This window comes from Actinomadura sp. NPDC048021 (assembly GCF_040653135.1).
GTDB classification, from domain to species: Bacteria; Actinomycetota; Actinomycetes; order Streptosporangiales; family Streptosporangiaceae; genus Spirillospora; species Spirillospora verrucosospora.
Genome location: NZ_JBEZJQ010000030.1, coordinates 50505 through 69875, shown reverse-complemented (window position 1 = coordinate 69875; position 19371 = coordinate 50505). Strand labels below are relative to the sequence as shown.

The following is a 19371-nucleotide window of genomic DNA, read 5'->3' as shown; positions in this document are numbered from 1 at the left end:
TGTGTCAGGCCGAAACCTAGCGAACTGCTTTTCCGGAGTGGACGCCGCGGCCTACAGAAACGAGCGCCCCCGCTTTGTCGCCGCCTCCCGGCCGAGGTCGCCGCGCGGCTCGCCCGCGAGGTAGACCATGTCGGGCTCGCCGCGCGGCACCGGGACGGGCCTGGCCTCCACGGACCCGAACCGGTCCCGCAGCAGCGCCTCGAACGCGGGCGCGGCGCCCGCGCTCCACACCGCGAGCACGCCGCGCGGCGTCAGCAGCGCCGCGAGGGCGTCCAGGCCGGTGGCCGCGTACAGGCGGGCGTTGCCCGGGGTGACGGTCCAGTCGGGACCGTTGTCGATGTCCAGGCACACCGCATCGAAGGGGCCCGTGCCGGGGGCGGCGACGTAGTCGAGCAGGTCGGCGCGTTCGACGGTGACGCGGGGGTCGTCCAGGGCGCCCCGGGACCAGGGCCGCAGCGCGGTGGCGTGCCAGGCGATGACGGCGGGCTCGCGCTCGACGACGGTGACGTGCTCCACGCCGTCGCCGGTGAGGGCCTCGACGAGGGAGAACCCGACGCCGAGGCCGCCGATGAGGACCCGCGCCGGCCCGCCGGGGCGCCGCACGGCCGCGTCGAGGGCGGCGCGGACCAGCAGCCGCTCGGACTCGCCGTTGCGGGTGTCCATCAGGAACACGCCGTTGCTGATGATCTCGTAGTGGCCGCCCGCCCGGCGCAGCACCAGTTCGCCGCCCAGGCCGGCGGCGCGCTCGACCACCTCGGCCGGCGCCGCCGTTTCCGCGCGTGTGTCCGAAGCCGATCCCATGATCGCACCCTAGCCGCCGCGGGCCCCGGCCCGGACGGGTTCCCGCAGCCGGGCCGGGGCCGGCGAGGCTGGGCGGGGGCGGCGCCGTCGGCTACGGTGCCGGGCATGCCCGACATCGAACCGCCCGGCGGGCTGCTGCCGGACCGCAGGATCCTGGTCGTCGGCGCGGGGACGCGCCCCAGCGACGACCCCGCCGCGCCGGTCGGCAACGGCCGCGCGATCGCGGTCACCGCCGCGCGGGAGGGCGCTGCGGTCGCGTGCGCCGACGTCGACGGGCACGCCGCCGGGCAGACCGCCGCGATGATCGAGGCCGAGGGGGGCCGGGCCCGCGTGGTGACGGCGGACGTGACCGACCCGGCGGCCTGCGACCGCGTGGTGTTCCAGGCCGCGGAGGCCCTCGGCGGCCTGGACGGGGTGGTGTTCAACGCGGGGATCGGCATCGGGTACGGGCTGGCGGGCACGGCGCTGGCCGACTGGGACCGCGTCCTGCACGTCAACCTGCGGGCGCCGTTCCTGGTCGGCAAGGCCGCGATGCCGGCGCTGGACGCGGGCGGGGCGATGGTGTTCATCGGGTCGCTGGCCGGGACCAAGCCGGGCTCGCGGTCGCCGTCCTACGACGCCTCCAAGGCGGGCCTGACCGGGCTGGTGCGCCACATCGCCGCCGAGGGCGCGCCCCGCGGCGTGCGCGCCAACGTGGTGGCGCCGGGCCTGATCGACACCGTGATGGGCCGCGACGCCTCCGCCGGGAACGCCGGCCGCGACCGGGTCGCGGAGCTGATCCCGATGCGGCGGCAGGGCACCGCGTGGGAGGTCGCCGACGCCGCGGTGTTCCTGCTGTCGGACCGCGCGTCCTACGTCACCGGGCAGGTCCTGCACGTCGACGGCGGCCTGTCCACCCTGCGCTGACCCCCGGGCCCGGAAGGGACGCCACCGGCAACCCCCCGGGGGAAGCAGAGGACCCCGGCGGACGGGGCCGGGAACACACCTCCCCCTCACACCGTTACCGTGTAACGATGTAATCATCGGGAGGTGCGATGATCCCCCATGACAGCGACCCCCGCGCGGACCGGCCCGCCGGGGACGAGCCGCCCCTGGACGCCTACTCGCGCGTCGTGACCGCCGTCGCCCGCGACCTGACCCCGCGCGTGGCGGCCCTGCGCGTCCGGCACCGCCGCGGCGAGGGCGCCGGGTCGGCCGTGGTGTTCACCGGCGACGGGTTCCTGCTCACCAACGCCCACGTCGTCGGCGCCGCGACCGGCGGGCACGCCGCGTTCTCCGGCGGGGCCGAAGGCCCGTTCACCGTCGTCGGCACCGACCCCCTGTCGGACCTGGCCGTGGTCCGCGCCGAGGGGCCCGTCCCCGACCCGGTCACCCTCGGCGACGCCGACGCCCTGGCCGTCGGGCAGCTCGTCGTCGCCGTCGGCAACCCCCTCGGCCTGGCCGGATCCGTCACCGCCGGCGTCGTGTCCGCCCTCGGCCGGTCCCTGCCGGCCTCCCAGCGCACCCGCACCGGCACCGCCGTCCGCGTCATTGAGGACGTCATCCAGACCGACGCCGCCCTCAACCCCGGCAACTCCGGCGGCGCGCTCGCCGACGCCCACGGCCGCGTCGTCGGCGTCAACACCGCCGTCGCCGGGATCGGCCTCGGCCTGGCCGTCCCCGTCAACGCCACCACCCGCCGCATCATCGACGCCCTCATCCGCGACGGCCGCGTGCGCCGCGCGTTCCTCGGCCTGGCCGCCGCGCCCGTCCCCGTGCCCGCCGACCTGCGCGAGCGCACCGGCCGCAGCGAGGCGCTGCGCGTCGCCGAGGTCGTGCCCGCCGGGCCCGCCGACCGGGCCGGGCTGCGCAGCGGCGACCTGGTCCTGACCGCCGGCGGCGCGCCGGTCACCGACGCCCAGTCCCTGCAGCGGCTCATGTTCGCCGAGGCGATCGGCCGGCCCCTGCCGATCACGGTGCTGCGCAACGGCGCCATGGTCGACGTCATCGCCGAACCCGTCGAGCTCGACGCCGAGCACGCCTGACCCCTCAGCCGCCGCCCGGGCCGCGGAACGTCGCGCCGTGATCACGGCGGATCACGGCGGGCACAGGTCGATGCCCGCCGCCTCGCCCGCCGAGGTCAGCACCGCGCCCTCGTCGACGAACAGCCGTTCCCACCGACGTCGACCGGCGCGGGCCCACCCCGCTGTTCGACACCGGCATGACCCCGTACCGCGAGATCCAACTGCGCACCGACCGACGCTTGGAACTTCGGGCCTTCCGGCGACATGACTCGCCGTAGGCGGCTCAGGCGCGCGATAGCCGCTCGGTGAGCAGGGCACGCAGCTCCAGGTCCTCGCTGATGGCGGTGACGCCACCCCAGTAACTATGGCGGCGGTCGTCGGCCAGGACGTCCCTCATGATGGCGAGATGGCCGCCTGGCAGACGGTCGACGCCTGCGAGGGCCCGGGCGGCGGCCGACGCGACGGGGAGCGGGCGACCTTCGAGGAGTTCGGCGATGGGCCGGATCAGAACGTGGGCGCCCTCGCCCGGATCGCCGGTGATCTTGACGAGGGCGTAGGCGGCCTCGTGGGCCGTCCAGCGGTCGAGGGCCTTGGCCAGCAGCCGCAGCGTCGGAACGTGGGCGGTGGCGTGCGGGCCGAGGTCGCCGAGGCGGCGGGAGACGTGGTGGTCCTCGCCGAGGCGGGGGCCGAGGATCCGCAGGGCCGGCTCGGGATCGCCGGTCACCCGGAAGTACGCCCAAGCGATCTCGATGCACATCCGCCGTTCACCCGTGCCGAGGAGCCGTTCCAGTCCGGGGGCGGCTTGAGCGGCTTGGGGGCCGATCGCGCCGAGCACTCCAGCGGCCCGGCCCCACTCGTCGCGCTCGAGGAGCGCGGTCAGCTCCGGGACGACCCGTACGACCTCGAAGGCTCGCGTGGCGGCCCACTCCGCGAGGATCTCCAGCAGTGACCGCCGGAGGTCGCCGGCGCAGTCCGGGCGCAGGTTCGGGGCGATCGCGGGGATCAGGGAGCCGGCCCAGGGTGCGCACGGCGTCAGCAGCTCCGCGAGCGAGGGCGCGCTCGGCCAGAAGCCGAGCTTCCCGGCGCGCTGTCCGTGCAGCGTGAAGCCTGTCTCCCGCCGGGCGAGCAGACCAAGGAGGCCGGGGACGGCGCGGTCGTCACCGGACCAGGCCAGGCCCCAGAGCGCGACGTCCGCCGACGGCCCGTCCAGATGGGCGGCCATGAGGTCGGTGTCGTGGGCGTCCTGGCGACGGGCGTGCGCGGCGAGGATCGCCAGGACAGGAGCCGGATCGTCCAAGGTGTCCACGCAACCGCGCAGAGCAGAGAGCAGGCCGGGCGCGCGCGTGCGGACGAGAGCTCCGCTCGCCGCGCTGACGGCCGCGATGCGCAGGCGCTGTTCGGAGTGAGCGAGCAGGGCGGCACAGATCGCTTCGGTGCTCCGCCGGTCGAGGTTGCGCAGCACGTTCGCGGTCGCATGAGCGGGGTCGCTTGAGGCGAGGTTGCTGTGAGGGAGCGGGACCGGCTCGGCGGTGACCCCAGCGATGATCGGGGCGGTGAGAACCGGGCGGCCGGGGAGCGCCTCGGCCAGCGCGAGGGTCGCGTAGAGCGCGTGGTGGGCGTCTGCGCCGTCCGCCTGCTCACGCAGAAAGACGAGGATCTCAGGCAAGACGGACACCGAAAGGCGCTCCGCGAGGCCGCCGAGGGCGAGAAGCGTATCGGTCCGGACGGAGACGTCGGGGTCGGGCCACCCCGCGACGAGCGCCCGGGCGACCTCGTCGGGGTCCACAGTGTCTTCGCAGAGCGCCCAGATCGCACCCGTCCGGACCGCCGGGTCCTGATCGCCGAGCAGGGCGAGAAGGGCGGGGCGCGCACGCACCCACATCCGAGGCCAGTCGGCGGCCACGCGGCGGGCCGGCACCGCCGCGGCCGTCCCTGCAAGGCGCGCGACGATCTCCAGCACCTCTGGACGGCAGAGTACACGCGGCGACTCGGCGGCCTCCATGAGGAACGGCAGGATCGCCGGGGCGGCCGTGCAGACGAAGCCACCCTGGTGGTACAGCTCGTCGAGGAGCTCGTCGGCTGCCTCGAAGGCCTCGCCGTCGACCAAGAGAGAGCGCAGGAGTGCGGGCACGTCGCAGCGGCCCGAGTAACCGTAGGTGAGTTCCCCCCACGGGATGTCGTCAACGCCCTCAAAAATCACGTAATGACGATATTGGGCGCAGGTCCAGTGTTTCGTTTCAGATCGCCTGCGCGGCCAGCCTGCGCAGGGCCCGCCCGGCAGGTGATCCGGGGTCGGCCGTCATCAGGACAACCTCCTGGTCATCCTCGGGCACGAGCAGGACGTCGCAGTTCAACCGCAGCGCACCGGCCTCTGGATGGTCCAGGGTCTTGGCGCGATGCCCGGGGGCGTGAACCGGACGCGCCTCCCAGATCTGCCGGAACTCCTCACTGCCGGCGTGCAGCTCGGCCAGCAGCGCGGCCAGCTGCGGGTCATGCGGGTAGCGGTCCGCGGCCCGGCGCAACCGCGCCACCACGATGTGCCCGAATTCCTCGGCGCTGGAGCTCTCGTACGTCCGCCCCTGGCCCAGGAAGCGGCGACGGGCCAGGTTCGTCGTCCCGCCTCCAAGGTCGGCGCCGAGCAGTGCCCGGGCCAGGGGGTTCCAGGCGACAACGTCGTACGCCGCGTCAGTGACGATGGCACCGGTCTCCGGCAGCCGCTCCAGCATCCGTGCCATGTGCGGGCGCACCCGCCGCACGGCGCTGATGCCGGGCGGCGCGCTCGAACCCGCCAGGCGGAACAGATGGCTGCGCTCGGCCGGCGTGAGCCGCAGCGCGCGGGCCAACGCGTCCAGGATCCGGGCCGATGGCCGCGGCCCCCGGGCCTGCTCCAGCCGCGTGTAGTAGTCGACCGACATGTGGGCGAGCTCCGCCACCTCTTCGCGGCGCAGACCCGGTGTGCGGCGGTCGGTGCCCGTCGCCGCCAGGCCGATCTCGTGCGGACGCAGGGCCGCCCGGCGGTCCCGCAGGTAGTGGGCCAGCTCCTGCCGCGCCATGTCGCCTCCTCCCACTGCCTGGTACAGGCTGTCCCTGGCAGGGCACCCACGACCAGGGAAGTGTGGTCGCCATGAATGAACGCACAGCTCTGGTCACCGGTGCCAACAAGGGCATCGGCAAGCATATCGCCCGGCTGCTCGCTGCCGAGGGCCTCACCGTGTACGTGGGCTCCCGTGACCCCGGGCGCGGGCAACGGGCCGTCGAGGAGATCGGAGCCGGGGCCCGTCTGCTGGTCCTCGACGTGACAGACCCCGACGGCGTCGCACAGGCCGCGGCTCGGATGGACCGCTTGGACGTGCTGGTCAACAACGCCGGCATCTCGCCGTCACTCGCCCCGCCGGCCGACACCGGCGTCGAGGAGTACCGGCGCACATACGAGACCAATGTGTTCGGGGTAGTGGCGGTGACCAATGCCTTCCTGCCCGCCCTGCGCCGGTCCCCGAGCCCGCGCATAGTCAACATCTCCAGTGGCACTGCGTCGCTGACCTGGAGCACCACCCCCAACCCCCAGTTCACCCCGGGAAGCGGCGGCGGCGGCGCCTACCGGTCGTCCAAGGCCGCCCTCAATGCCCTCACCGTCCTCTACGCCCAGACGCTGGCTGAGGACGGCTTCAAGGTCAACGCGCTCGCCCCCGGCCTGCGGACCACTGATCTCAACCCCCGGGCCGCCGCTGCCGGCGGCGACCCGGCCGAGGCCGGGCAGGGTGCCCTCCGCCTGGCCCTGCTGCCGGACGACGGCCCCACCGGTGGCTTCTTCTCCTGGGACGGAACGCCCGTGCCCTGGTGATCAGTCATGGGCGGTGTCGAGGACGGGTGTCCCATCGGTGTGTGGTCCATGCCTGCCGGATCAGACTGCGCACGGTGATGATCGTGCCGGCGAGGTTGAAGAAGCCGTCGATGACGGTGCGCCGCTCGTAGCAGCGGGTGAGCCGGTAGAAGGCGTTCTGCCAGGCGTGGGTGCGTTCGACATGCCACCTCTGACTGGCCTGGATGGGCGCCTTCACCCCGTTGTGCGCCGTACCCGTCCGTCATGCCCGAGCGTTTCAGGCCCTGTTTGCCACGGTCGACCGGTGAGCGAGTCGAAGATGATCCGGTCACTGATGCGCCGGCGGTGGCAGCCGAGTGGATGGTCCGGATGGAACTGCGGCCGCTTGGGCAGCAGAGCCACGAATTGGTCCCAGAGCGGTTCGGTGAGCCATGACGGCAACGCGGGCACAGGTCTCCTCAGTGGTCACAGAGCGTCGCAACTCCGTGATCACCGGGACCTGCGCCCGTTCTGTTGTCGGGGTTCCCAAGCGCGCCTATCCGCGCGACCTCTAAGCTCCCCCCGAGCCCCGCCCCGCGGCCGCCGCCACCGGCCCTGCCCGGACGGCTCTCGTCCAGCAGGTACGACGCCGGCACCACCACCGTGTCCGTGACCTCCAGCGCCTCCAGCCCGTGCCGCACCGCCACCGCGAAATCGGCGTCCGCCGCCGCCCGTCCCCGGCGTAGGCGGTGGCGTAGTCGGCGTCACAGGAGAGTCAGCTGCTCCGGGCGGGATCGCGCGGCAGGAGGAGGCGGAGGGGCGGGGGAGCGGCGGTGCGCCGCGCGGCCGCCGACGCCGTACTCGGCGGCCAGGTCGCGGACCCGCCGCGCGATCCGCTCCTGGTACTCGCGCGGCGCGTAGGCGCCGCCGCGGTACAGGCGCGCGTACGGCACGACGAGCCCGGGATGGTGCTCGCGCAGCCAGGACAGGAACCACTCGCGGGCCCCGGGGCGCAGGTGCAGCGTGATCGCCGACACCGACGTGGCGCCCGCGTCGGCGATCTGCCGGACCGCCGCCTCCAGCTGGGCGGGGGAGTCCGACAGGTAGGGCAGGACCGGGCCCATCAGCACCCCGCAGCCGATGCCCGCCTCGTTCAGCGCCGCGCACACCTCCAGCCGCCGGCGCGGCGGCGGCGCGCCCGGCTCCACCGCCCGCCCCAGGTCACGGTCGAGCGACCCGACCGACACCGCCGCGCCGACCCGCGTGCGGGCCGCCGCCTCCACCAGCAGCGGCAGGTCGCGCAGGATCAACGAGCCCTTGGTCAGGATCGAGAACGGGTTGGCCGCCTCCGCCAGCGCCGTGATGATCCCCGGCATCAGCCGGTAGCGGCCCTCGGCCCGCTGGTAGCAGTCGACGTTGGTGCCCATCGCGATGTGCTCGCCCCGCCACCGCGGCGCCGCCAGCTCCGCCCGGACCCGCTCGGCGGCGTTCACCTTCACCACGATCCGCGAGTCGAAGTCCGCACCCGCATCAAAATCCAGATACTCGTGACTTTTCCGGGCGAAACAGTAAGAACACGCGTGGGTGCAGCCCCGGTAGGGGTTGACCGTCCAGCGGAACGGGACGCGGGACGCCTCGGGGACCTTGTTGACGACCGTCCGGGCGCGCACCTCATAGAAGGTCATGCCGCGGAACTCCGGGGTGTCGAACGTGCGCGCCACCGCGCCGCGCTCGATCAGCGGCGGCGCCGGCCCGTCGTCCCCGTCCAGCCGGAGGTGATCCCAGCGCACCCCCCCACCTCCTCGAACACTTGAGCGAAGCCACGTCCCGCCAGTATGAAACGCGTGTTCGAAGATCGCAACGCGAGGATCAGGCGAAACGGGACGGTGAGGGATCACACGGGCGGCCGCGTTTCGTGCATGGCATCCCGGCTCGTGCGTAACAATGGGCCGCTATGGCATGGCGATCGAGGACCCGGCAAGTGGCGGCGGCGTTGGCGGCGGGCGCGTCGGCGAGCGCGCTCACCGCCTGCGGCATCACCGCCTTCGGCGGCGCGACCGGACGCGAGGACGGGGCCGTCCCCCCGGGAGCCAAGGCCGAGTGCCCGGCCGTCCCCGCCCCCGACGGCGCCGCCGGACGCCAGCTGCGCGGCATGTGGATCGCCAGCGTCGGCAACATCGACTGGCCCCGGGACCCCCGCGCCTCCGCCGCCGACCAGCGCGGGCAGTTCACGCGCCTCCTCGACACCGCCGCCGCGATGAACATGAACGCGGTGTTCGTCCAGATCCGCCCCAACTCCGACGCGTTCTACGACTCCCCCTACGAGCCGTGGTCGCAGTGGCTCACCGGCACCCAGGGCAAGGACCCCGGCTACGACGTCCTGGCCTTCATGATCAAGGAGGCCCACGCCCGCGACCTGGAGTTCCACGCCTGGTTCAACCCCTACCGCGTCTCCCGCCACGACGACCTGAAGAAGCTGTCGCCCAAGAGCCCCGCCCGCAAGCACCCCGACTGGGTCCGCAAGTACGGCAAGGGCCTGTGGTACGACCCCGGCCTGCCCCAGGTCCGCGAACTGGCCACCAACGCCGTCATGGACGTCGTCACCAAGTACGACATCGACGCCGTCCACTTCGACGACTACTTCTACCCCTATCCCGAGGACGGCGACTTCCCCGACGACGCCGCCTTCAAGGCCTACGGCGCCGGCATGAAGCGCGCCGACTGGCGCCGCCGCAACGTCGACACCCTCGTGGAGTCGCTGTCGGGCCGCATCCACGCCGCCAAACCCTGGGTCCGGTTCGGCATCAGCCCGTTCGGCGTGTGGCGCAACAAGAGCAGCGACCCCGACGGGTCGCCGACCGCCGCGCTGCAGAGCTACGACGACATCTACGCCGACACCCGCAAATGGATCAAACGCGGCTGGCTCGACTACGTCACCCCCCAGCTGTACTGGCCCATCGGCGACGCCCGCGCCGACTACGCCGAGCTCACCCCCTGGTGGGCCCGCCAGGTCAAGGGCACCGGCGTCCAGCTGACCATCGGGCAGGCCGCCTACCGCGTCGGCGAGGACGCCGCCTGGCGCAAGTCCGACGAACTGTCGCGCCACCTCACCCTGAACGCCAAGTACCCGCAGATCAACGGCGACGTGTTCTTCAGCGCCTCCGACATCGCCGCCAACCGGCGCGGATCCGCCGCCCGCGTCCGCGCCGACCACTACACCCGCCCCGCCGTCCCGCCCGTCCCCGCCCGGCGCGGCGGGCAGGCGCCCCCGCCCGTCCAGGGCACCGCCGCCGCCCCCGCCACCGGCAAGGACGGCAAGGGCGTGAAGGTCACCTGGCGCGCCTCGCAGGGCGCCACCTCCTACGCCGTCTACCGCGTCGAGGGCGCCAAGCCCGGCTGCGCGCCCGTCGACCCCCGCCGGCTCATCGCCGCCGTCCGCGGCGGCGGCATCATCGACCCCACCGCCAAGCCCGGACGCTCCTACACCTACTCCGTCACCGCCCTGGACCGCCTCCACCACGAGAGCCGCCCCGGACGCGGCGCAACGGCCACCGCCCCCGAGGGATAATGATCATGCTCCGTGGGGAGGAATCTCACACCTGACCACCCCCCGGAGGTATGAAGCATGGCGCTGTCGATGGAGGAGCAGCGGATCCTCAGCCAGATCGAGGTCCGCCTGAAGGAGGACGACCCGCGGCTGGCCCAGCGCCTCGCCCGCCTCGGCACCCCCCGCGCCGGCCGCGCACGCACGATCGTCCTCGCCGCGGCCGCCGTCATCATCGTCCTGGCCGCGGTCGCCGCCGGAATCGCCGCGGCGATCCTCTAGAGGCAGCCCGCCCGCCCCGGGCCCCGGCTCCCCGGCGGCCCCGCGGGAAAGGCCCTTCGCGCCCGCGCGGTGGCCGCGGAGGCGGCACGAGCGCGCCTCCGCGGCCACCGCGGCACGGCCGCGTCAGCGGACGCGGTCGTAGATCACGGCCATCTCGCCCAGCTCACCGGTCTCCTGGCGGCTCAGCGCCCACCCGGTCGACGGCAGGCCGTCCTCGAACAGACGCCCCCCGCCCCCGGCGATCTCGGGCAGGATCAGCAGGTACAGCCGGTCGACGAGGTCGGCGGCCAGCAGCGGCTTGATGACGCTGGCGCTGCTGTTGACCAGGATGTCGCCCCCGCCCTCGGCTCGCAGCCTCGCGACGACGTCCGCGGCGGGCGCGTTCACCACGCGGGTCCGTTCCCACAGCGCCTCGGTCAAGGTGGTGGACAGCACCACCTTCTCGGTGTCGACCAGCCACTTGGCGTATCCGCGGTCACGCGGATCGGCGCCCGCGTCCCCGGCGACCGCCGGCCAGAAACCCATGAAGCCCTCGGCGTTGACCCTGCCCAGCAGCGCCGTCGTGGCGCCCTCGTGGATCCGGGTGAGGTGGTCCCGGGCCACCTCGCTGGTCACATACGGGACGAACAAGCCGAAGTCGCTGGGGCCGCCGGGGCCGTGGTAGCGCCCGTCGAGAGTCAGGGCCAGATTCGCTGTCACCCTGCGGTCGGTGGTGCCGGTCATCTCATGCTCCTTGAGTCATCGTCATGGTCGGTGGCGTACTCGGTGTCGTGCCCTGTGCCCTGCGAAGATTCCGCGGCGAGGACCGCCGCGAGCTTGTCCAGGCTCTGCCCGAAGCCGATCTCGATGCCCGCGACGAAGTCCGCGGACTCGACCGTGCTGCCGGTGATCCGCACCCGGGCGTCCAGGCCGGTGCCGGCGCCCTCGGGGCGCAGGTCGAGATCGACGTGGGCGGTGAAGGCCGGCTCCCCGTCCGGCAGCACCGGGGAGGACCGGTAGGACAGGCGCTCGCCCGGCCGCACCTCGTCGACCACGCCCTCGGCGCGCCCGGCGACCGCGTCCGACCCGCCGGCGTCCTCGGCGTCGCGGTATTCCAGGACGACCCTGCCGCCCGGCCGCGCCTCGAACACGAGCGCGGACACCCGCAGGTCCTGCGGCGCCCACCACCCCGCCAGCAGCGACGGCTCGGTGAGGTGCCGCCAGACCGCCTCGGGACCCCGCGGCAGCGACCGGGCGAAGGCGAACGTGCGGCCGTCGGCCCACCCCGCCTCCCGCGCGGCGAGCCGCTCCGCCACCAGGCCGGCCCCGTAGCGGTCGAAGGTCTCGTGCGCGCCGCCGAGCCGGTCGGCGTCGTCGGCGAGGCGGCCGAGCGCCGCCGCCAGGTCCCGCAGGGGACCGGGCCGCAGCGCGTAGACGCGGCGCTGGCCGGCCCGCTGCGAGGTGACGACGCCGGCGCGCTCCAGCGTCTGCAGATGCTTGGTCGTCTGCGGCTGGCGCGCGCCGGCGAGCTGCGCCAGGACGCCGACCGGCCGCGGCCGCTCGGCCAGCAGGGCCACGAGCCGCCACCGGACCGGGTCGGCCAGAGCGTTGAGGATCTCCTCCATGGCCCCAATCATTCCCCGTGACGAATATTCCTGTCAAGGAATAATTTGGGGTGTGAGAGGACGAGGGCGATGAAGGGTGAGAGTGGGCGCACAGCGGAGACGGCCCGCACGGAGGGGCCAAGGAGGGACGAACGCCAAGGCCCCGGCGGGATCAACCCGCCGGGGCCTTGGCGTCAAGCCGGTGTGGTGGTCGCCTCACGGCGAAAGGCACAACGAAGCTCCAGCCCGGACCGCATGGGACCGGCGGTATTCCCCGAAGGCATCAGGTAGAGCCCGGGGGACACATGCCACACCGACGCACCCACTCTAGCGGCTCCGCGCCAGTGCCTCCTCCACCGCCACCCCGCACGTGAACTTCACCTCACCCCGCGGTGAGGGTCGCCTGCGCCCGTGCACCGCCCCGCCGGGAGAAGCGTCCACGAATATGAGTCGATGCGGGGAAACGCGGGGAGACCGGCGGATCGCCGCGCGGGACCCGCACCGACCGCACACGAACGGGCGGCCAGGCCCGGCACAGACGAGGGGACGGGGCAGTGCGCACCACGGGGACGGGGATCACCAGGCCTGCGGGCGGGGACACCAGAAACGACATTAGAAACGACATTAGAAACGACCCCGGAAGCGACACCGAGAACGGCGATGGCGACGGCGGCGCGGAGGCGGCCTGGGATCTGGCCGCCGGCCCCAGCGCCCCGGCGCAGGCCCGCGCGCTCACCCGCCGGTCACTGCGCCGCTGGCGCGTCACCGGCCCCGACGACGTCGACGACGTCGTCCTCATCGTGGACGAGCTCGTCGCCAACGCCGTCGTGCACGGCGCCGGGCCCGTCCGCCTGGCCCTGCGCCTGGAGGCCGCGCCCGCCGGGGTCCGCCTCACCGGCGAGGTCGGCGACGCCGACCCCCGCGCGCCCGGCGTGCCCGCCGGGCCGCCCCCCGTCCTGGACTGGGCCGAGGCCGGCCGCGGCCTGCTCCTGGTCGCCTCCCTCGCCACCGAGTTCGGCACCCGGCCCGCGCCGCCGGGCAAGACCGTCTGGTTCACCCGCGACCTGGACCCCATCGACGCCCCCGCCCTCACCCCTCGGCACCCGGCCCGCTGACACCCCGGCCCGCTGACACCGGCCGGGCAGGGGTCAGGCCTGCAGAGGGCAGCGGTCCACCACCCACACGTCCTCGTCCTCGCCCTCCGGCGGCAGCGGCGGCTCGTCGGCCAGCCGGTCCAGATGCCACTCGATGTGGGCGAGCGGGCCCCGCCAGCCCGCCAGCAGGTCGGCCAGCGGGCGCGGCGGCCCCGGCGGCCCGTAGGGGCGCGGGTCGGGCAGCTCGGCCTCCCACAGCGCGTCGTCGCAGTCGGCCGCCCAGTGCGCCACCGCCTCCAGCACCTGCTGCAGATCGCGCGCCAGATCGCCCAGCGACCGCAGCGCCATCGCGTCCTGGATCATCCGCTCCCGCGCGTCGTAGGGCACGTCCCACCCGAACGCCGGCGGGAACGGCGGCGGGCGGCCCTCCAGCACCGGCTCGCGGCCCGTCGCCGCCGACCGGATCGCGGCCGCCTGCCACCGCGTCCACTCCGCCAGATGCCCCAGCACCCCCCGCAGCGCCGCCGCGCCCTCGCCGCCGCCGCGGACCTGCGCGGCCGCGTCCCGCAGCCGCGACCGCACGAACTCCAGCCGGTCCAGCGTCCACGCCCGCGCCCGCGCCGCGCCCGCCGGGCCCCGCGGCCCCGCCTCGGCCGCGGGGCGCGGCAAGGGCACCCGCAGCGCCGCCAGCAGGTCGTCCAGGTCCCGGACCTCGGCGCCGCGCCCCGACAGCACCGCCGCCCCGATCCGGTCGAGCCGGAACATCCGCGGCCCGTCGCGCATGCGGCACCACCCCACCAGGTACTCCCCGTAGGGGGCCACGACCAGGCCGTGGGCCTCCACGTCGCGGAAGCTGCGCGCCCCCGCCCGGTCGGTGTAGGCCAGCCGCACGACGCGGCGGGCCCGGACCGCCTCGGCGAGCGTGTCGTGCACCGGGCCCATCAGCGACCCGACCTCGCTCAGCGGCTCGCGCGCGCCGGGGGCGGGCAGCGCGTACCCGCGGCCCTTGCGGGCCAGCACCGGCAGCCCGCCGTGCCTCAGCAGCTCCAGGTCGCGGCGGACGGTCCGCTCGCTGACCCCCAGCCGCGCCGACAGCACCGCCGGATCCAGCGGGTCGGGCGAGGCCGCCCGCAGCTCCGCGACGAGCGCCAGCAGCCGGTCTACGCGGTCCACGCCCCCATCGTGACCCCGCCCGCCCCCGAAACACCCTCCCGCAGGGGCTTAAAACCCTTACCAGCGCGGGGTTTCGGACCCCGCACCAGACCCCGCGGCACGTCGCGGCACGTCGCGGGCCGCGCCCCGCCGGGCACACCGCCCGGCGCGGGTCAGCGGCCCGACAGCTCCACCGCCAGGCCCTGGAAGTCGGCCGCCGTCAGCGACAGCGCGCTGCCGATCGCCTGCGTGGCCTCCGCGCTGCCCAGATGCCGCGTCGCGGCGCGGTCCAGGTAGGCCTCCACGAGCCGGGCACCGGTCAGCCGGCCCCGCGGGCGCAGCGAACCCACCTCGCGGTTCACCACCGCCCACGCGTCCGACCCCAGGCGCAGGCTGCGCTCCTCGGCCAGCAGCCGCACCAGCGCCGCGCGCGCCTGCGCGCCCGACAGGTCCGGCAGCCGCACCGCCCGCAGGTCGGTCACCAGCTCCGGCGACGCCGCCGACAGCTCCCCGACGCGGTCGGGCTCGCAGGTGCCCAGCAGGGCCGTGTCGTTCACGCCCTCCAGCCGCGTCCGGTACAGCACGGAGGCGTAGGCGGGGCCCTGCGACTCGTCCAGGATCAGCCCGTCCAGGCCGTCCAGCAGCAGGACGTGGCCCGCGTGCTGCTCCAGCGCGGCGCGCAGCCCGTCGGGGCCGTGCTCGCGCAGGTCCTCGGCGTGGACGGAGTGGACCTCGCCGCTGGAGGCCTCCACCTCCGCCAGCGCGCGGGCCGTCATCCGCGCCAGCCGCCGCTGCCCGCTGGAGGGCGCGCCGATCAGCAGCAGCGCCGGCGCCGACGCGCTCGACACGTCCTGCCCGCGCAGCCGCCGCGCCCACTTGCCGCGCCGCCGCACCTCGGTGATGACGCGCTCGATGTCGTCGGCGCCGCACAGGAACCGGATCCCGTAGGCCTCGGCGACCTGCGGGACCGGCTCGGGCGCGGGCGCCGGCGGCAGCGGGGGCGGCGGCTCGGGCACCGGCGCGGGGGGCGGGGGCAGGTCCGCGTGCGGCGCGGGGGGCGGGACGGGGGAGGGCTGGGCGGGGCCCGGCGGCGCGTCCGATCCGGGCCACGCCGGGCCCGGATCGAGCTGGGTGCGGAAGGCGTCGGTGTCCAGCTGCGTCTCGTAGGGTTCCGACGGCCACACCGGCTCCGGGACAGGCTCCCGCTCCGGCGGCGGCTCGGGGGCCTGCTCCCGCGCCGGGGCGGGCGGCGGGGGAGGCGGGGGAGGCGCGATCCGCGGCGGCGGCGCGTCCGACCCGAACGGGTCCGACCCGAACGGGTCCGGGGCGGGCGGCGGCGGGGCGGACTCGTGGACGCGCTGCTCGCCGTGGGGCTGCTCGGGCAGGCCGTGCTCGTTGTGGGAGCCCTGCTCCGGCGCCGACCCGGGCGGGGGCGGCGGCACGTACTGGAAGGGCGGTTCCAGCGAGGACGGGCCGGGCGGCTCGGGCGCGGCGGGCGGCGGGACCGGCGGCGCGGCCGGGGGCGGCGCGGGCGCCACCGCGGGCGGCGGGCCCGGGGCCTCCTGCGCGGGCTCGGGCACCGGCGCGACCGGCTGGTCGGCGCCCGTGGCGGCGCGCTCGGCGGCCATATGGGCGCGGGCCGCCTTGATGATGTCCCACGCCGACAGCTCGTCGGTGGAGGGCGGGGTGTGCATGGCCGGGGACGTCAGCTCCGCCGCGACCGCCTGCGGCACCGCGAACCCCGTCGCCGGAGGCGGCACCTGCGCCAGCCGGCACCAGGTCAGCCCGAGGGTGTAGCTGGTGGCCAGCAGCGCGGCCAGGGCGTCGGAGTCGTCGCTGCGCAGCGCGTCGGGCAGCCGCCCGTCGCGCGGCCACAGCGACCGCAGCGGGTTGGCCGGATCGGTCAGCACCGCCTGCAGCGTGCGGGCGCTGTCGGCGTCCAGCCAGTGCTGCAGCGCCGGCAGCGCGCCCGGCGCGGCCTGCAGGTCGGCGGCCAGCACCGCGATCCCGGCGCGGCGGACCTCGTCGTGGCTGCGGCCCGCCGCGGCCGGGCGCGGCCCGGTCAGCTCCGCGACGATCTCCTGCAGGTCGTACAGGGCCAGGCGCAGGTACTCGCCGGGCGCGGTGTCGCGGACCATCGGGGTGGCGAACTCGGCGGGGCAGCGGCGCCGCCACTCCTGCAGGATCGCCTCCGGCCCGTACCGGACGGTGGCCATGTCCTGGTTGACCATGCGCAGGGACGCCGCGATCACCGCGGCCAGCGCGTCGGCGCCGGGCCGGAACCGGGGGTCGGCCTGCAGCCCGGCGGCGACCTCGTACATGACGCGGGCGATGTGCGCGGCGCCGCCGCCGTCGCCGGCGCCGAGCCGGTGGACGTAGTAGCCGGCCAGGGTGGCGAAGTCCGGCGGCATCATCCAGTGCAGCTGGTCGGCCGAGGTCGTCAGGAACGGGATGAACGACTCGATCAGCGGGTGCTCGGTCAGCACCACCGGGGACCCGGCGCACCACAGCAGCGCGCCCCACGCGGCGGCGACGGTGCTGGGCGTGCCGGGCTGGAACATCGGGTCGCGCTGGGCGAACTGCTGCGGGTTCACCGCCAGCGCGGTGGTCAGCGCCTGGGAGATGCGGGCGACGACGGCGGTGTCGGGGACGGGCCCGAGGAACCCCAGCGGCGCCACGCGCCCGGCCGACAGGTCCGGGCCAGTGGGGAACAGCTGCGGCGGGACGGGCGGCGTCCCGGCGCCCTGGGGCGCGGGGACGGCGACGCGGCGGTCCTCGAACTGCGCGGGGGGCGGGCAGGGGTGCCAGGTGCCGTCCAGGCCGCACCGGTACCAGCGTCCCCACGCGCCGTACAGCCACCACTCGCCGGCGCCCCACAGCATCCGCGCGGCGATCTGCGCCGCCCGGTCGGCCGGCTGGGCGCTCTGCCACCACGGTGAGGCCACCAGCTCGCGCACGTTGCCCTCGACCGAGGCGAACAGGTCGCCGCTCGGGCCCCCTCCGGTTCCACCGGGCCCCGCCCCGGCCGACTGCCAGCTCATCCGGCGAATAGTAGTGGCCGCGGGTGTCGCGTCCGGCATCGCCCGCATTAAAGGCCGGTATCCCGCCATCGACGTGTAAGGAGTGTTATGGCAGGATGCTCATTAGTCCGCCGGGAGCGGGCTCTGCGGCACACCGCACGACCCGGGGGGTGAGGATGGACGGCGCCGCGCGGACCCGCGCCGGGGGACTGGGCCTGGCGGTGCTGTCCTCGGTGTGCTTCGGCGCGTCCGGGCCGCTCGGCAAGGCCCTCATCGAGGCCGGAATCGGCCCGCTGCAGGCGGTGTGGCTGCGCATCACGGTCGCCGCGCTGGTCCTGGCGCCGCTGCCGTTCCTGCTGCGCGGGCGGGCCGCCGCCCGCGGCCTGCGCCCCCACCTGCCCGCCCTGGCCCTCTACGGCCTGACCGGCGTCGCCGGCTGCCAGGCCTTCTACTTCGTGGCCGCCTCGCGCCTGCCGGTCGGGGTGGCGATCCTGCTGGAGTTCAGCGGCCCGGTCATCGTGCTGGCGTGGCTGCGGCTGGTGCGCCGCGCGCCCGTGCACCGCAGCGCCGCCGCCGGCGTCGCGATCGCCATGGCCGGCCTCGCCCTGGTGGTGCAGGTGTGGACGGGGCTGTCGCTGAACCCGGTCGGCCTGGCCGCCGGGCTCGGCGCCGCCGCCTGCCAGGCGAGCTACTTCCTCATCGTCGACCGGCTGGCCGGCGAGGTCGACGCCCTCGTCATCACCTCCGCCGGCGGTGTCGTCGCCGCCCTCGCCCTCACCGCTCTGGCCGCGCCGTGGACGCTGCCCTGGCAGGTGCTGCCCGCCCCGGTGGCCGTCGCCGGGCACGCCGCGCCCGGCTGGGCGCTGGTCGCCTGGATCGGCCTGGTCAGCACCGTCCTGGCCTACCTCACCGGCGTCGCCGGGCTGCAGCGCCTGTCGGCGCAGGTCGGCGGCGCCATCTGCTACACCGAGGCCGTCGCCGCCGCCCTCATCGCCTGGGCTGTCCTCGGGGAGCGCCTCACCGCCGCGCAGATGACCGGCGGCGCGATCGTGCTGGCCGGCGCCTACATCGCCCAGCGCGCCACCGTCACCCACCCCGAGGTCCTGCACGTCACCGCCCCCGCCCCCGCGGACCGCCCGCAGGACGGCGCCGCGAAGGGCGGTGCACGCGACTCCGCGCAGGAAGGCGGGACGGGCCCGCGGCCCAGCCCCGCCTCCCTGCGCCCCTGACCGGCCCCGGTCAGGCGTTCTCGCGGCGGAACCGGCGGGCGCCCAGCGCCACCGACGCCGCCACCAGCGCGACCGCCACCAGCGCCCCCTCCGCGACCGCCGCCGTCGCGAAGTCGCCGAGGAACGCCGCCCGCGCCGCGTCCACCATGTACCGGAACGGGGTGAACCGCGACACCGCGTCCAGCCACCCCGGCGCCAGGCTCATCGGCAGCAGGATCCCCGACAGCAGCATCAGCGGCAGCGTCACCGACGTCAGGATCGGCGCGAACGCGTCCTCGCTGCGCGTGCGCAGCGCCACCACGTAGGACAGGGACGCCACGCTCACTGCCAGCGCCACCGCCAGCGCCAGCCCGACGGCGATCCCGCCCACCGGGGCACGCAGCCCCAGCGCCAGCCCGACCGCCACCACCACCGCGCCCTGGAGCGCCACCACGGCGGTGTCGCGCAGGACCCGCCCCAGCAGCAGCGCGGTGCGGCTGGCCGGGGTGACCCGCAGCCGGTCCACCACCCCCGACCGCAGATCCGCGATCAGCCCGAACCCCGCGAACCCGGCGCCGAACAGCGCCAGCTGGATCAGCACCCCGGGCACGAACACCTGCCAGGCGCTGCCCGCGCCGAACCCGCGCACGTCCACCAGATCCGTCAGCAGCGGCCCGAACAGCACCAGGTACAGCAGCGGCTGCACCGCGCCGAACACCACCGCGACCTTGCTGCGCAGCGTCTGCCGCATGTACCGCAGGAAGATCAGGCGGGTGTCGGACGCGACCCGTGCGGCAGCGGCCGCCCGACCGGTCGCCGCGGTCGCTCCGGTCGTTTCGGTCGCTTCGACGGAAGCGCTCTGTTCACCAGACATGGGGGGAGACT

16 protein-coding genes and 1 pseudogene are annotated in these 19371 nt (G+C 75.3%); 7 read left to right on the top strand and 10 right to left on the bottom strand.

Annotated elements, in window-relative coordinates:
- Positions 1 to 51 precede the first annotated feature (51 nt).
- Complete coding sequence (locus AB0C87_RS35940) at positions 52 to 801, bottom strand: spermidine synthase (protein ID WP_345183855.1); 750 nt, start codon at positions 799 to 801, stop codon at positions 52 to 54.
- A 105-nt stretch (positions 802 to 906) separates the two neighbouring features.
- Between AB0C87_RS35940 and AB0C87_RS35935 the strand changes: the two genes are divergently transcribed.
- A complete protein-coding gene (locus AB0C87_RS35935) occupies positions 907 to 1707 on the top strand; it encodes an SDR family oxidoreductase (protein ID WP_360352087.1) in 801 nt (266 codons plus the stop codon).
- A gap of 128 nt (positions 1708 to 1835) precedes the next feature.
- Positions 1836 to 2825, top strand: coding sequence for a trypsin-like peptidase domain-containing protein (locus AB0C87_RS35930; protein WP_353835597.1), 990 nt, complete (start codon positions 1836 to 1838; stop codon positions 2823 to 2825).
- Between the two features lie 262 nt (positions 2826 to 3087).
- Here the strand turns inward: AB0C87_RS35930 and AB0C87_RS35925 are convergent, their stop codons facing one another.
- Entirely contained in the window at positions 3088 to 5004 is a 1917-nt protein-coding gene (locus tag AB0C87_RS35925) for a hypothetical protein (protein ID WP_360581446.1), read from the bottom strand.
- Positions 5005 to 5041: 37 nt separating this feature from the next.
- The gene (locus AB0C87_RS35920) at positions 5042 to 5857 is read right to left on the bottom strand and encodes a helix-turn-helix domain-containing protein (protein ID WP_353835599.1); all 816 of its coding nucleotides are present in this window, start codon (positions 5855 to 5857) and stop codon (positions 5042 to 5044) included.
- A gap of 71 nt (positions 5858 to 5928) precedes the next feature.
- Here AB0C87_RS35920 and AB0C87_RS35915 point away from each other — a divergent pair, with 71 nt between their 5' ends.
- The gene (locus AB0C87_RS35915) at positions 5929 to 6645 is read left to right on the top strand and encodes an SDR family oxidoreductase (RefSeq protein ID WP_360581445.1); all 717 of its coding nucleotides are present in this window, start codon (positions 5929 to 5931) and stop codon (positions 6643 to 6645) included.
- A gap of 4 nt (positions 6646 to 6649) precedes the next feature.
- Here the strand turns inward: AB0C87_RS35915 and AB0C87_RS35910 are convergent.
- Together AB0C87_RS35910 and AB0C87_RS35905 are read right to left on the bottom strand one after the other, a co-directional pair.
- Positions 6650 to 7074 (bottom strand): annotated as a pseudogene (locus AB0C87_RS35910) (hypothetical protein).
- Positions 7075 to 7367: 293 nt separating this feature from the next.
- The gene (locus tag AB0C87_RS35905) at positions 7368 to 8393 is read right to left on the bottom strand and encodes an Rv2578c family radical SAM protein (RefSeq protein ID WP_345183841.1); all 1026 of its coding nucleotides are present in this window, start codon (positions 8391 to 8393) and stop codon (positions 7368 to 7370) included.
- A 191-nt stretch (positions 8394 to 8584) separates the two neighbouring features.
- Between AB0C87_RS35905 and AB0C87_RS35900 the strand changes: the two genes are divergently transcribed.
- A complete protein-coding gene (locus tag AB0C87_RS35900; protein ID WP_360581444.1) occupies positions 8585 to 10171 on the top strand; it encodes a family 10 glycosylhydrolase in 1587 nt (528 codons plus the stop codon).
- 57 nt (positions 10172 to 10228) lie between these two features.
- Positions 10229 to 10429 carry a DUF3040 domain-containing protein gene (locus AB0C87_RS35895; protein WP_360581443.1) on the top strand — a complete coding sequence of 67 codons (201 nt, stop codon included), beginning with the start codon at positions 10229 to 10231 and terminating at the stop codon, positions 10427 to 10429.
- A gap of 123 nt (positions 10430 to 10552) precedes the next feature.
- On the opposite strand, the gene AB0C87_RS35890 is transcribed toward AB0C87_RS35895, so the two are convergent.
- Together AB0C87_RS35890 and AB0C87_RS35885 are read right to left on the bottom strand one after the other, a co-directional pair.
- The gene (locus tag AB0C87_RS35890) at positions 10553 to 11152 is read right to left on the bottom strand and encodes a dihydrofolate reductase family protein (RefSeq protein ID WP_360581442.1); all 600 of its coding nucleotides are present in this window, start codon (positions 11150 to 11152) and stop codon (positions 10553 to 10555) included.
- Positions 11149 to 12033 (bottom strand): metalloregulator ArsR/SmtB family transcription factor, encoded by an 885-nt coding sequence (locus tag AB0C87_RS35885; protein WP_360581441.1) that lies wholly within the window; start codon positions 12031 to 12033, stop codon positions 11149 to 11151. The genes AB0C87_RS35890 and AB0C87_RS35885 overlap by 4 nt, the downstream gene beginning before the upstream one ends.
- Before the next feature lie 533 nt (positions 12034 to 12566).
- Between AB0C87_RS35885 and AB0C87_RS35880 the strand changes: the two genes are divergently transcribed.
- Positions 12567 to 13127: an ATP-binding protein gene (locus tag AB0C87_RS35880; RefSeq protein WP_360581440.1), complete on the top strand. Its 561-nt coding sequence runs from the start codon at positions 12567 to 12569 to the stop codon at positions 13125 to 13127.
- Between the two features lie 33 nt (positions 13128 to 13160).
- On the opposite strand, the gene AB0C87_RS35875 is transcribed toward AB0C87_RS35880, so the two are convergent.
- Positions 13161 to 14279, bottom strand: a complete 1119-nt coding sequence (locus tag AB0C87_RS35875) for a WYL domain-containing protein (protein WP_360581439.1) — start codon at positions 14277 to 14279, stop codon at positions 13161 to 13163.
- Positions 14280 to 14431: 152 nt separating this feature from the next.
- On the bottom strand, positions 14432 to 17299 hold the full coding sequence (locus AB0C87_RS35870) for a hypothetical protein (RefSeq protein WP_360581438.1): 2868 nt from the start codon (positions 17297 to 17299) through the stop codon (positions 14432 to 14434).
- A gap of 155 nt (positions 17300 to 17454) precedes the next feature.
- Between AB0C87_RS35870 and AB0C87_RS35865 the strand changes: the two genes are divergently transcribed.
- On the top strand, positions 17455 to 18507 hold the full coding sequence (locus AB0C87_RS35865; protein WP_360581437.1) for a DMT family transporter: 1053 nt from the start codon (positions 17455 to 17457) through the stop codon (positions 18505 to 18507).
- Positions 18508 to 18517: 10 nt separating this feature from the next.
- Here the strand turns inward: AB0C87_RS35865 and AB0C87_RS35860 are convergent, their stop codons facing one another.
- A complete protein-coding gene (locus AB0C87_RS35860; protein WP_360581436.1) occupies positions 18518 to 19360 on the bottom strand; it encodes an ABC transporter permease in 843 nt (280 codons plus the stop codon).
- Positions 19361 to 19371: the final 11 nt, after the last annotated feature.

What these genes read in the sequence shown, in the direction of transcription:
- AB0C87_RS35860 (WP_360581436.1), bottom strand. Translation starts at nt 19,360, where the DNA reads ATGTCTGGTGAACAGAGCGCTTCCGTCGAAGCGACCGAAACGACCGGA.
- AB0C87_RS35890 (WP_360581442.1), bottom strand. Translation starts at nt 11,152, where the DNA reads ATGACCGGCACCACCGACCGCAGGGTGACAGCGAATCTGGCCCTGACT.
- AB0C87_RS35865 (WP_360581437.1), top strand. Translation starts at nt 17,455, where the DNA reads ATGGACGGCGCCGCGCGGACCCGCGCCGGGGGACTGGGCCTGGCGGTG.
- AB0C87_RS35930 (WP_353835597.1), top strand. Translation starts at nt 1,836, where the DNA reads ATGATCCCCCATGACAGCGACCCCCGCGCGGACCGGCCCGCCGGGGAC.
- AB0C87_RS35885 (WP_360581441.1), bottom strand. Translation starts at nt 12,033, where the DNA reads ATGGAGGAGATCCTCAACGCTCTGGCCGACCCGGTCCGGTGGCGGCTC.
- AB0C87_RS35870 (WP_360581438.1), bottom strand. Translation starts at nt 17,299, where the DNA reads ATGAGCTGGCAGTCGGCCGGGGCGGGGCCCGGTGGAACCGGAGGGGGC.
- AB0C87_RS35895 (WP_360581443.1), top strand. Translation starts at nt 10,229, where the DNA reads ATGGCGCTGTCGATGGAGGAGCAGCGGATCCTCAGCCAGATCGAGGTC.
- AB0C87_RS35935 (WP_360352087.1), top strand. Translation starts at nt 907, where the DNA reads ATGCCCGACATCGAACCGCCCGGCGGGCTGCTGCCGGACCGCAGGATC.
- AB0C87_RS35920 (WP_353835599.1), bottom strand. Translation starts at nt 5,857, where the DNA reads ATGGCGCGGCAGGAGCTGGCCCACTACCTGCGGGACCGCCGGGCGGCC.
- AB0C87_RS35915 (WP_360581445.1), top strand. Translation starts at nt 5,929, where the DNA reads ATGAATGAACGCACAGCTCTGGTCACCGGTGCCAACAAGGGCATCGGC.
- AB0C87_RS35940 (WP_345183855.1), bottom strand. Translation starts at nt 801, where the DNA reads ATGGGATCGGCTTCGGACACACGCGCGGAAACGGCGGCGCCGGCCGAG.